Source organism: Micromonospora terminaliae, assembly GCF_009671205.1.
In the GTDB taxonomy this organism is placed as follows: Bacteria; Actinomycetota; Actinomycetes; order Mycobacteriales; family Micromonosporaceae; genus Micromonospora; species Micromonospora terminaliae.
The window spans coordinates 4,237,129-4,249,161 of sequence record NZ_CP045309.1 but is presented as its reverse complement, the minus strand read 5'-3'; the positions used below and the strand labels follow the sequence as shown (position 1 = coordinate 4,249,161).

Annotated in this window: 11 protein-coding genes; 6 read left to right on the top strand and 5 right to left on the bottom strand. The window is 75.4% G+C overall.

The genetic code is table 11. The annotated features are described in order from the left end of the window. The first annotated feature begins 126 nt into the window (after positions 1-126). The 4 genes from GCE86_RS19315 to GCE86_RS19300 all read left to right on the top strand — a co-directional run bounded on the left by GCE86_RS19315 (position 127) and on the right by GCE86_RS19300 (position 3,099). Positions 127-750 (top strand): mycothiol-dependent nitroreductase Rv2466c family protein, encoded by a 624-nt coding sequence (locus GCE86_RS19315; RefSeq protein WP_154228254.1) that lies wholly within the window; start codon positions 127-129, stop codon positions 748-750. A gap of 120 nt (positions 751-870) precedes the next feature. Continuing rightward, a complete protein-coding gene (locus GCE86_RS19310; RefSeq protein ID WP_154228253.1) occupies positions 871-1,284 on the top strand; it encodes a hypothetical protein in 414 nt (137 codons plus the stop codon). 71 nt (positions 1,285-1,355) lie between these two features. Further along, positions 1,356-2,555: a DUF1015 family protein gene (locus tag GCE86_RS19305; RefSeq protein ID WP_154228252.1), complete on the top strand. Its 1,200-nt coding sequence runs from the start codon at positions 1,356-1,358 to the stop codon at positions 2,553-2,555. A 73-nt stretch (positions 2,556-2,628) separates the two neighbouring features. Next, positions 2,629-3,099 (top strand): ribose-5-phosphate isomerase, encoded by a 471-nt coding sequence (locus GCE86_RS19300; RefSeq protein WP_154228251.1) that lies wholly within the window; start codon positions 2,629-2,631, stop codon positions 3,097-3,099. A 37-nt stretch (positions 3,100-3,136) separates the two neighbouring features. Here GCE86_RS19300 and GCE86_RS19295 read toward each other — a convergent pair whose 3' ends face one another. Then, positions 3,137-3,553 (bottom strand): hypothetical protein, encoded by a 417-nt coding sequence (locus GCE86_RS19295; RefSeq protein WP_204342428.1) that lies wholly within the window; start codon positions 3,551-3,553, stop codon positions 3,137-3,139. A 24-nt stretch (positions 3,554-3,577) separates the two neighbouring features. Then, entirely contained in the window at positions 3,578-4,798 is a 1,221-nt protein-coding gene (locus GCE86_RS19290) for a GNAT family N-acetyltransferase (protein ID WP_154228250.1), read from the bottom strand. 99 nt (positions 4,799-4,897) lie between these two features. Between GCE86_RS19290 and GCE86_RS19285 the strand changes: the two genes are divergently transcribed. Further along, entirely contained in the window at positions 4,898-5,437 is a 540-nt protein-coding gene (locus tag GCE86_RS19285) for a hypothetical protein (RefSeq protein WP_154228249.1), read from the top strand. Between the two features lie 149 nt (positions 5,438-5,586). Here the strand turns inward: GCE86_RS19285 and GCE86_RS19280 are convergent, their stop codons facing one another. After that, a complete protein-coding gene (locus GCE86_RS19280) occupies positions 5,587-5,838 on the bottom strand; it encodes a hypothetical protein (RefSeq protein ID WP_151461771.1) in 252 nt (83 codons plus the stop codon). A gap of 145 nt (positions 5,839-5,983) precedes the next feature. Here GCE86_RS19280 and GCE86_RS19275 point away from each other — a divergent pair, with 145 nt between their 5' ends. Then, entirely contained in the window at positions 5,984-7,864 is a 1,881-nt protein-coding gene (locus GCE86_RS19275) for a propionyl-CoA synthetase (RefSeq protein WP_154228248.1), read from the top strand. Here the strand turns inward: GCE86_RS19275 and GCE86_RS19270 are convergent. Then, on the bottom strand, positions 7,854-10,748 hold the full coding sequence (locus GCE86_RS19270) for an Hsp70 family protein (protein ID WP_154228247.1): 2,895 nt from the start codon (positions 10,746-10,748) through the stop codon (positions 7,854-7,856). The two genes, GCE86_RS19275 and GCE86_RS19270, sit on opposite strands and share 11 nt — an antisense overlap. 212 nt (positions 10,749-10,960) lie before the next feature. Further along, entirely contained in the window at positions 10,961-11,509 is a 549-nt protein-coding gene (locus tag GCE86_RS19265; RefSeq protein WP_154228246.1) for a hypothetical protein, read from the bottom strand. Positions 11,510-12,033 lie beyond the last annotated feature (524 nt).

The following is a 12,033-nucleotide window of genomic DNA, read 5'->3' as shown; positions in this document are numbered from 1 at the left end:
TGCACGGTCACCCTTCGGTGGCCGAGGTCACGCTCTCATTCCGGTACCGGTCGATGCCGCGTGGGGTGAGGATCGGAGGGGAAGGCGCCGGAGCTCCGGCGTGTGGAGTCGTGAAGGGATGACACCGTGACCGAACGTGTCGCCGTGGACATGTGGTTCGACCCGCTGTGCCCGTGGGCGTGGATCACCTCCCGCTGGCTGCTCGAGGTCGAGCAGGTCCGGGACGTGGACATCCGGTTCCACGTGATGAGCCTGTCCGTGCTCAACGAGGGCCGGGACCTGCCGGAGCAGTACCAGGATCTGATGAAGAAGGGCTGGGGCCCGGTGCGGGTCTGCATCGCCGTCGAGCAGGCGCACGGCGGGGAGACGCTGGCGAAGCTCTACACCGCGATGGGCACCCGCATCCACCTCGGCAAGGAGGAGCTGGGCCGGGACATGCTGGTCGGCGCGCTCACCGACGTCGGCCTCGACCCGGCGCTTGCCGACGCCGCCGAGTCGACCGAGTACGACGACGCGCTGCGGGCCAGCCACGAGGCCGGCATGCGGCCGGTGGGCACCGACGTGGGCACCCCGGTGATCCACGCCCCGGGCCCGGACGGCAAGCAGGTCGCGTTCTTCGGCCCGGTGATCACGCCGAAGCCGAAGGGCGAGGCGGCCGGCCGGCTCTGGGACGGCGTCCTGCTGGTGGCCGGCACGCCCGGCTTCTACGAGCTGAAGCGCACCCGGGAGCAGGGCCCGATCTTCGACTGAGCCGTGCCGGACGAGCCCCGCGCCGCCCCGTCACCGGGCCGGTGCGGGGCTCGTTTCACCGGGTGTCCCAGCCGGCGGCCCGCCCGGGGCCGCAGCCCGGCAGCTCCTGGAGGCGTTCCCATGGCTAAGCACCGCCGCCGGTCCGACGAGGCGCCGCAGACGGCGACCGAGGACTCCGGTGCGACGTACTGGTCGGTGGCCGAGGGCGACTGGCCGGCGGTCCCGGCCGAGATGGCCGGCCTGCTGGCCCCGCCGATCGTGGTCGGCGTCGCCCGGGTGGTGGCCACCTCGCGGATGACCCCGCCCGCCGACGCGGCCCAGCCCGTGCGGACCCCCGGCGCGGTCCGCACCAGCGCCGCGGCCGGCCGCCCCGCCCCGGCCGGGTCGACGACGGTACGGCTCGCCACCTCCGGCGGTTCCCGCCCGGCCGCCCCGGCTGGGTCGACGACAGTGCGGCTCGCCACCTCCGGCGGTTCCCGCCCGGCCGCGGCGCCGGGCGGCAGCCCGGCCCCCGGCCGGCACCGCAACGGCTGACCCTTTCATCTGGTGGACGGCGCGCGGGTCCGGCACCGGCGTCCCCGACCGCGCGGGTAGCGTCAGCGGGCATGACGGTCGTGCATCCGATCGCCCGGGCCTGGATCACCACTGGCGGCACCGGCGCGCAGAACTACGACGAGTTCGCCGACGACGCGGAGATCACCGCCATCGTCGAGGCGAATCCGCACAGCGCCCTGGGCATCGAGATGCCCCACCGGGCGCCGGGGAGCCTCGGGAAGTCCTTCCTCGACGCGCTCCCCGACGCGGTGGCCCGCCTCGCCGAGGCCAAGGCGGACGGCAGCTACACGCCGGCCGAGCAGGTGGTGGTCCTGTACCGGATCAGCGCGCCGGGCGAGGAGACCGCCTACGGGCTGTTCGCCATGGTCGACACCGACCAGATCTCCACCCGGGCGGACGAGCCCGGCCTGGTGATCCGCAACGAGGACGTGTTCATCGCCAAGGTGCGGGAGCGGGTCGCCCTCGCCGAGGCGCTCGGTCACCTGCTCTCACCCGTACTCCTGCTCCAGACCGGGCGCGGCGACGAGCTGCACGCGGCGCTCGCGGCGGCGACCGAGTCGGCCGGCGCCCCCGCCGCCACCGACGTGGACCAGGCCGGCCGAACCCACGCCATCTGGCTGCTCGGCCCGGGCCCGGCGCAGGACGAGCTGACCGCCCTGGCGGGCGGCGGCGAGCTGGTGGTCGCCGACGGCAACCACCGCAGCCTGGCCGCGCAGACCGGCGGCTTCCCGCGCTTCCTCTCGGTGATCACCACGCCGGCCTCGGTCGCCATCCAGCCCTACAACCGGCTGGTCAGCGAGCTGACCACCACTCCCGGCGAGCTGCTCGACCGGCTCCGCGCCGCGGGCGCGGAGATCACCCCGGTCGCCGGCCCGGTCGGCGTCCCGGCGACCGGCGGCGCCGTGCACCTCCACCTCGCCGGCCAGGGGTACGCCGTGCGCCTGCCGCACGTCGGCGGCGGTCGGCTGGAGAACCTCGACCACGCCCTGGTCGAGCGGCTGCTGCTGCGCGACGCGCTCGGCCTCGACCCGGGCGACAAGCGGATCACCTACGTGGGCGGCGACTACCCGGCGAGCTGGCTCACCGGCGAGGTCGACGCCGGCCGGGCCGAGCTGGCCGTCCTCGTCGCCCCGGTGACCGTGGACGACTTCGTGGCGGTGAACCTGGCCCGGGAGAAGATGCCCCGCAAGAGCACCTGGTTCACCCCGAAGGCGCGGGCCGGGCTGGTCGTCGCCGAACTGCCGCGCTGAGGCGTGTGACGAAACCGCCTCCGTGCCGCCGCCCGCGCGCCGGCACGGGGGCGGGCCTGTCAGACTGCGCGGTATGCGCGTCTACCTGGGATCCGATCACGCCGGTTTCGAGCTGAAGGTGCACCTGGCCAACCACCTGGCCAAGCAGGGGTACGAGGTGGTCGACGTGGGTCCGCACGCCTTCGACCCGGACGACGACTACCCGGCCTTCTGCCTGCACACGGGGCAGCGCGTGGTCGACGACGCCGGCAGCCTCGGTGTGGTCATCGGCGGCTCCGGCAACGGCGAGCAGATCGCCGCCAACAAGATCGCCGGAGTCCGTGCGGCGCTCGCCTGGAACATCGACACGGCCCAGCTGGCGCGCGAGCACAACGACGCCAACATCATCGCGGTGGGCGCCCGGCAGCACACCCTGGACGAGGCCACGGCCCTGGTCGAGGCGTTCCTCACCACCGCCTTCTCCGGCAACCCCCGGCACGCCCGCCGGATCGCCCAGGTCGCCGACTACGAGCAGAGCTGCGAGCTTCCCGACCTGCCCGCCTGACGCGCCGCGGACGGGCGTGGCCGCCGGGACGCGCCCGTCACCGCCCGGAGCGGGGCAGCTCCTCGCGGGGCACCCAGTTGCGGCGGACGATCACCACCCGGGCCTCGGCCTCGGCCAGGTCCTCGTCGGTCGGCCGCGCGGCGTCCCGCGCCCGCAGCGCCGCGGTCACGCTCACCTGCGAGGATCCCGAGCCGACCAGGCCGCGCAACCCCCGCTCGCCCTCCTCGGCGGGCGGCCGCCGGCCCCGCGGCTCCGACGACTCCAGCTCGGCGCGTCTGGCGCCGCGCGGCGACCTGGAGCCGTCGTCCGACTCGGCGCGCTGGACACCCCGCGGCGACCGGGAGCCGTCGTCGTCGTGCACGGCGGACGTGCTGGCGCTCGCACCCTCGTGCTCCGGTGTTCCGCCGTCACCGTGGTGCCGCAGCCGCCGCCGGCGGCGCTCCGCATCCCCCATCACCCGACCGTACCGCCCGAGCGGTCAGAAGACCTCCATGGGAGCGGGGGCGCGGTGCCAGCCGAGGGCCGCGCCCACCGCCACCGCCGTCCCCGGAACCAGTTCCCGGACCCGGCCGGCGGCCACGAGCGCGGCCAGGCCGGCGCCGCCCAGGTAGAGCTCGCCGAGGGCACGGATGTCGCAGGCCAGCCCGGCCGGCGCCGAGGTGGCCGCGCACTCCGCGCCGGACGGGCCACCGGCCAGCCGCCACCGGCCGGTGTTCTCCGGCAGCAGGTCGTCGGTGACCTCGATCACCACGTCGACGTCGGTGGCGTACCGGCGGGCGGCGAGCGCGGCCGGCACGTCCACGACGCGGACCCAGAGGGCGTCGGCGAGCCGGGCGCCGAGCTGCCGCGGCTCGTCCACCAGCCGGAACAGCGGCTCGTCCACGGCGGCGATCGGGAAGGACACCCGGCGGGTCAGGTCGATCGAGAGCAGCAGCCGCCACAGCGCCAGGTACGCCTCCGGCCGGGCGGCCACGACCTCGCCCACCTGGACCTCGGCACGCGACCCGGTGCCGGACCAGTCCTCCTTCGTCCGGTAGAGCGCGTACCCGTCCAGACCGTCCGGCCCCTCGTGCAGCAGCACCCGCCGCTCGGTGGCGCCGCCCCGCAGCCCCTTCACGTCGGCGAGCACGTAGTCCCACCAGCGCTCGTCCCGCTGCGACCAGCCGGGACGGTCGGCGCGTACCCGCTCGTACAGCCGGGCCAGCTCGGTCCGGTGCGGGGCGGGGAGGTCCAGGCGGAGAGTGCCCTCGGCGGGCGTGGGGTCCGGCAGGCGCAGCCCGGAGGTGTCGCCGGCCAGGACGAGCCGCTGCGCGGCCAGGCCGTAGCCGAACCGGGGATAGATCCGGCCCTCGCTGGCCCACAGGACGGCGAGCGGCTCCCGGCCGGCGTCGTGGATCTCGCGGAGCTGCCGGCGCATCAGCCCGGTGAGCAGCCCGCGCCGGCGGTGGGTCGGTGCGACCGACACCATGGTCACGTGGGCGGCCGGCACGCTCGCCCCGGGCACGGCCAGCTCGCGGGTGAACGCGGCGGCGTGCGCCACGGCGGTCCCGCCGTCCCGGACCAGCAGCGCCCGGTCCGGTTCGAAGACCCGGCGCTCGACCTCCCGCAGTTCGGGGTGGACCTCGCCGTGGAAGGCCAGCGTCAGCAGTGCGGAGATCTCGTCGAAGTCCTCGGCCCGGGGGACAAGCGCGTCGGTCATCCGGTGTGTCTAACCCATCACCTTCGCGGTCGGCACCCTATTTGCCGGCTCGCTACCCTCGGAACCGTGGTCGGCGTCGGTCGAGGGGGAGGACACGAGATGGCGGACCAGACACAGCCGTGGGCCGAGCGGACGGTCGAGGTGCCGCCGCAGCCCGGCGTCGGGGTCGTGCCCCCGCAGCGGGACGCGTACCGGCGCGGGGTGGCTCCGGTCGGCCAGCCGCGTACGCCCCGGACCGAGCAGTTCCCGTCCGTCGACCCGGGCGACTGGACCGGCGAGTCGACCCCTCCTCGGCGGCCGGTGGGCTGGCACGTCGCGCAGCTCCGCCGGGGCGGGGAGTGGAGCGCGGCCGGCGCGCTGTTCGCTTTCGTCTGCTGGGGCATCTGGGCGATCTCCGGCCGGGGTGACCTGGCCGCCCCGCTGCTCACCTTCGTGCTCAGCCTGCTCACCGCGGTCGGCCTGTTCGCGCTGGCCCGCCTGGTCGGCCGGCTGGTCTTGGAGCGGCAGCTCGGGCGGGTCCGGCGCAGCGCCCGGGGTGCACACCTGGTGACCGCGCTCTTCCTGGTCGGCGTGGGGGTGGCCTACCTCCAGCAGACCGAGTGGGTGGTCTCCGCCTGGAACTGGGTGACCGGCAACTGACGACCGTGGCCGCGGGCGGGGCGGCCCCCCGCCGCCCGCCCGCGCGCCCGGTCGCGGAACGCCGCGACGCCGGTCGTCACTCCACCAGGACGGCGCTCGCATTACCCGGCCGGGCGCAGTTCATCCGTCGCCCGGTCGGCTGAGAGAGGTCACTGCCCCTCGGCGTCGGCCTTCGGGGAGGCGACCCGCGCGGCCGGGTCCTCGACGCCCGGCTCGCCGCCGCCCGGGGCCACCATCCCGTCGTAGTTGTAGACGGTGCCGCCGTCGTGCTGCTTCGTGGTGCGGATGTAGCGGTGGATCATGCCGTCGATCTCGATCTCCAACAGGGCCTGGTCACCCGCGTCCTGGCTGCTGCCGTCCCGGGGACCGCCCACCAGGTACGCCTTCGTGTTCGTCTCCATGTGCCAGCCGTACCCCTGGCGGAGCGGGTGGAAACGGTGACCTCCACGGGCGGAGCCGGGCCGTTCACCGAGCCGGGGTGCGCTTCCGGCGCATCCGGTCCGGTGGGCCGTTGCGCCGGCCCGGGCCCGGGGCCAGCATGACGGGATGGGCGCGTATCGATCAGCGTACGAGCGGAGCATCGCCGACCCGGCCGGCTTCTGGCGGGAGGCCGCGGCGGACCTCGACTGGCACCGGGCGCCGGAGCGGATCCTCGACGACAGCGGCGCGCCGCTGTACCGCTGGTTCCCCGACGCCGTGCTGAACACCTGCCACAACGCCCTGGACCGGCACGTGGCCGCCGGCCGGGGCGACCAGCCCGCGCTGATCCACGACAGCCCGGTCACCGGCACGGTCCGCACCCTCACCTACGCCGAGCTGCTCGCCGAGACCGCCCGGTTCGCCGGAGCGCTGCGCCGGCTCGGCGTCGGCCGGGGCGACCGGGTGCTGCTCTACCTGGCCATGGTGCCGGAGGCGGTGATCGCCATGCTGGCCTGCGCCCGGATCGGCGCCGTGCACTCGGTGGTCTTCGGCGGCTTCGCCGCCCACGAGCTGGCCGTCCGCATCGACGACGCCCGCCCGGCCGTGGTGGTGGCCACCTCCTGCGGCATCGAGGCCGACCGGGTGGTGCCCTACCACCCGATCCTCGCCGCCGCGCTGGACGAGGCGGCCCACGCCCCGGCGCACTGCGTGATCGTGCAGCGCCCCCAGGAGCCCGCTCCGCTGCTCCCCGGCCGCGACCTGACCTGGGACGAGGTGATGGCCGACGCCGAGCCGGTGCCGTGCGTGCCGGTCGCCGCCACCGACCCCCTCTACATCCTCTACACCTCCGGCACCACGGGCCGGCCCAAGGGCGTGGTGCGGGACAACGGCGGCCACGCCGTGGCGCTGCGCTGGTCGATGCGGAACGTCTACGGCATCGAGCCGGGCGACGTCTTCTGGGCCGCCTCCGACGTGGGCTGGGTGGTCGGCCACTCCTACATCGTGTACGCGCCGCTGCTCACCGGCGCGACCACCGTGCTCTACGAGGGCAAGCCGGTCGGCACCCCGGACGCGGGGGCGTTCTGGCGTGTGGTCGCCCAGCACCGGGTGGCCGCGATGTTCACCGCGCCCACCGCCATCCGGGCGATCCGCCGGCAGGACCCGGACGGCGCGCTCCTGGCCCGGTACGACCTGAGTAGCCTGCGCACCCTCTTCCTGGCCGGCGAGCGGCTGGACCCGGACACCTGGGCGTGGGCGGGGGAGCGGCTCGGCGTACCCGTGGTGGACAACTGGTGGCAGACCGAGACCGGCTGGCCGGTGGCGGCCAACCCACGCGGCCTGGAGCCGCTGCCGATCAAGCCGGGCTCCCCGTCGGTGCCCGTCCCCGGGTACGACGTCCGGGTGGTCGACGGCGGCGGCCGGGAGGTGCCGGCGGGCACCGACGGCTCGATCGTCATCCGGCTGCCCCTGCCGCCCGGCTGCCTGCCCACCCTGTGGGGCGACGACGAGCGCTACGTCCGCTCCTACCTGGCTGCCTTCCCCGGCTACTACCTGACCGGCGACGGGGGCCGGTTCGACGACGACGGCTACCTCTACGTGATGGGCCGCACCGACGACGTGATCAACGTGGCCGGGCACCGCCTCTCCACGGGGGCCATGGAGGAGGTGCTGGCCGGGCACCCGGCCGTCGCCGAGTGCGCGGTGATCGGCGTGGCCGACCCGCTCAAGGGGCAGGTGCCCAGCGGGTACGTGGTGCTGAAGGCCGGCGCCGGAGCGGACCCGGACGCGCTCGCCGGCGAGCTGGTCGCCCTGGTGCGGCAGCGGATCGGGCCGGTGGCCGCGTTCCGCCGGGTCACCGTGGTGCCGGCGCTGCCCAAGACCCGCTCCGGCAAGATCCTCCGCCGGACCATGCGCGGGCTGGTCGAGGGCCGCGACGAGCCGGTGCCGCCGACCATCGAGGACCCGGCGGCGCTGGCCGTCTTCCGCGACCTCGGCGCTACTCCTTGACGAAGGGGTGCAGCACGAAGTCCTCCTCGGAACCGCACGCGATGACCTCGGTGTTCCACGAGCAGGACTCGCCCCGGACGTCCTTCAGCTCGCCGAGCTGGGCCACCGCGCCCGATTCGGCGCCCACCCCGGCCACGCTGCGGTCGTCCACCGAGCTGCCCAGCGGGTCGGCGAAGAGCAGCAGGTTGCCGGCGTCCACCCGGACGGCCACCCCCTCCTCGGCGTCGAGCACCCGCGTCCCGTCCGGCGCGAAGAGCGTCGCGGCCGGCTCCGGGTAGATCCGCCGGGCCAGCACCCGCTCGCCCACCGGCACCAGCTCCGTCATCCCGGGCACCGCCCACTGCTTGAGCTTCTGGCCCTCCCCGGCGGCCACCACGTGCGCGGTCCCGTCGTCGGAGCCGGTCACCTCCAGCAGGCAGGCCCGGTGCTCCCCGCACGGCACCAGCGCCTTCGTCCGCCGCTCGTCGTCCTCGGCCCGGTAGAGCACGCTCGGCTGCGCCTGCTTCCCCAGGTCGTACGCGAGCAGCCGCCCGTCGTCGCCCGCCACGTAGAGCCGGTCCTCGTGGGCGGCCACCAGGTCGTCCGGCTCGGCAACGGCCTTCCAGCGGCGGACCTCACCGCCGGAGCCGAGGTCGATGAGCCGGACGGACTCGTCCGCACTCACCTGCACGAGCTGCTCGACCGGGCCCTGCTCCGGGTCGCGGGGCGACCCGTCGCCGTACCCGGGGCCGGACACCGCCTCGTCGGTGGTCACCGGGTGCACGCTGTTCCGCGTGTTGCCGTACTGGTCGGTCAGGTCGGGCAGCTCCCAGGCCTGGTCGCCGGTGCGCAGGTCGAGTCCGACCAGCCGCTTCCGCTCGTGGTCGGTGAGCGCCACGACGTCCTTGCCGACGAACAGCTCGTCGTCCCCCTGCACGGTGTGCTGCCAGCGCGGCCCGTCGGAGCGACCGTCGAGCACCTCGAGTTGGCGCTTCGTGCTGCTGCCCGCGGCGTCCGCGAGCAGCGCCACCGCGCCGGGCAGCGCGACCAGGCCGGCCCACCGGTCGGCCGTCGTGGCGCTCTGCCCGCTCCACAGCTGCTTGCCGGTGCGCGCCTCGACGGCGACCACCGCCAGCCGCTTGTCCTCGCGCGGATAGGCCAGGTAGGCCCGGTCGCCCGCGACCGCCGTGAACATCTCCGCCGGCCGCTCGCCGGCCGCCGCGACCCGGATGCCCTTGCCGAACGCCTGGAAGTCCAGCTCCGGATGGCGGTCCCGGGTCAGGTAGAGGACGGCCGCGGTGGCCACCCCGGTCAGGGCCACCACCGCGCCGACCGAGACCCACAAGGCCCGGCGCCCGCGGCCCGGCGAACCGGTCTGAGGTACGCCCGGCCCGCCCGGCCACCCGCCCGGCTGGTGCGGGATCCCGGGCCCCTGCGGGGGTACGCCGCCGACGGGCGAGCCGGGCGGCAGGGGCGCGGAGGCCGGCGTACCCGGGGCCGGTGAGTGCGGGGCCACGGCGCTGCCGTGCGGTCCGGCGGCGAGCGGCGTGCCCGGTGGTCCAGGGGCGACCCGCGTGCCGTTGGGCCCCGCGAGCGGCGTGCCCTGCGCAGCCGGCTGCGGAGGGCCGGAGGCGACGGTGGTGCCGTCCGGGGCGGGCGCGGCAGCGGCCGGGAGGACGGGTGTCCGCTGATCGCCGGCGGCTGGCGTCCCGGCGGGGGCCGCGCCGACGGGCGCCAGCGGCAGTGGCGCGGCGGCCGAGCCGTTCCGCCGCAGTGGCAGGTCGGTCAGCGCGCCCTCGGCGACCGGCAGCTCGGGCTGTTCCAGCACGGCCGGCGCGATCCCCAGCTCGGCGTGGAGCAGCCGCGCCACCAACGGGATCCGGGACGAGCCGCCCACCAGGAACAGTCCGGCGAGCCGCTCCGGGGTCAGCCCGGCGGCGGCGATCACCCGCCGGGTCTCGACGATGGCCCGTCCCAGCAGCGGGGTGGCCACGCCCTCCAGGTCCGCGCGGGTCAGCGACACGGCGGCCGGGACACCCGGCACGGCCACCGGCGCCGTCGTGGTGCGGGACAGCATCTCCTTGGCGTCCCGGACGTGCTCGACGAACTGGAGCCGTTCCCGCCATCCGGTGGTATCGGCCGGCTCGCTCAGCCGCGCCCACTGCGCGGGATGGGTGGCGGCGATCCGCTCACCGAGCAGCGCGAGCAGTGCGGCGTCGAGGTCCAGCCCGCCCAGGTCGTCGAGACCGCCGCAGGAGGTCACGGTGAAGCCGGAGTCCCCCCACGGGTCGGCGCCCTCGTTGCGGACCACGGCGACGTCCAGCGTCCCGCCACCGAAGTCGAAGACGGCCACCGACTCGCCGACCGGCACCGGCCGGCGCAGCACCTCGGTGTAGTAGCGCGCCGCCGCCACCGGCTCACGCAGCAGCCGGGTGCCGGGCGGGGTGGGCCCGGAGAGGGTGTGCTCGGCCGCGGACGGCCAGCCGGCCAGGGCGAGCGCCTCGGCGAGCACCTCCCGCCGGTCCGCGTCCCAGGTGGCCGGGCAGGTGACCACGGCGGGCGGCAGGAACCCGAGCGCGCCCACGGCCGCCTCGCCCACCGCGCGCAGGACCGCGCCGAGCAGCTCGGCCGGGGTGTGCCGACGGTCGCCGAGCGGCACCTCGGCCTCGTCGACGCGGCGCTTCGGGTTCGGCTCGTAGCGGTCCGGGTCGGCGTGGGCCAGCCGCAGCGCGTCCCGCCCGACGTGCAGGCGTCCCTCGGTGTCGGCGTACACACCGGACGGCAGGATCGGCTGACCCTCCACCAGCAACGGGCGCGTACGCCCGTCGGGCCAGCGCAGCACGGCCACGGTGTTCGAGGTGCCGAGGTCCACGCCGAGGGCGAAACCGTCCCGCTGCCCTGACATCCGTCCCTACCTCCACCCGACGAGGGGATGTCCGGCCCCGCATCGTACGCAGCCTCCGCCGCCCGCCGATCCCCGGCGCGGCCCGCACCGGGGCCGTCGCCGGGAGGCGTCTCGTGCGACTGGCGCGAGGCGGATGAGTCCATCGGAGGGAGAGCGCTGACAAGGCCTCGGCGGCACACTGGGCGAGGCCGGAAGGCGGTTCGGCGAGCCCGTTACTGATCCGTCGCCGGCCCGCGTGTTCGGCCGCCCGCTCCGGTCCGTCGCCGCCACCAGGCCGCGGCGACCAGTCCGACGGCGAGGACCGTCAGGGCGACAGCGGTCGGGCGCCACCAGCTGCCCGGCGACCGTGCCGGCGGCGGTGCTGCCGTGGCCGGCGTCGAGGCCGCTGCGGGCGCGGACGGTCGGTCCGGCAACTGGCGGATCCCGACACACAACCCGGTGGCGCCGCCGACGGAATTCACCCGGTAGCGGCCGCCCGCGCGGAAGTCGTAGCCACAGCTCGCCTCGCCGGGGCGCACGGCCAGCCGGAGCGCGGGATCTGCCCTGCGGCCACCCTTCTCGACCGACTCGACCGCGAGTTGCACCGCCGTGTCGGTCACCTCGGTGACGGTGCCGACCACGATGAGGTCCGCCCGCTCGTCCTCCTGGTCCGGTCGCAAGGAGCAGGAGCAGGCCCAGGCAGGCTGCGCCGGGGAGACGAACACAACGAGGCCGAGGCCGAGGGCGGCCAGGGCGACCAGAATCGCGGCGCGCAGCTTCATACCGTCACCGACGCGCGCGGAGCGCCAAGGGTTCCCGTCGGTTGTCGCCACGGCGGTGGGACGAAGCGGGCAGTGGCCGCCCGGCTGCGGGATGCGGCCTTTGAACTGGCCCGGAGGCCGGTGGAGCGGGCGACGGGAATCGAACCCGCACCGTCAGTTTGGAAGGACGAAGATCACGGCCGACAGGGTGCTGATGAGCCAGGTCGGCGCGGGAATTTAGTGACCGGTTGTGCCCCCTGACCACCGTCCGGGGTACCGGCTACTGGCACGTGGGTGGCACGGCGGCGAACGCTGATGCGGGACGCGCCAAGTCGTGCGGCAGTCGTAGACTCTGGCGGGAGCAGGGCTTTGGTAGGGGGCTGTAATCCGTCGCGAAAGCTGCAAAGATCCGAATCCTCAACCCGCCACCACAGGGCGGAAGACCATTCTCTTGAGGAGATCTGGATCCGGGCCTTCGTCGTCTCCCATCGCTGTTGGCCCTCTCTGTTCACGGCGGACCGCCCAATCGGCACGTGACGGGCACG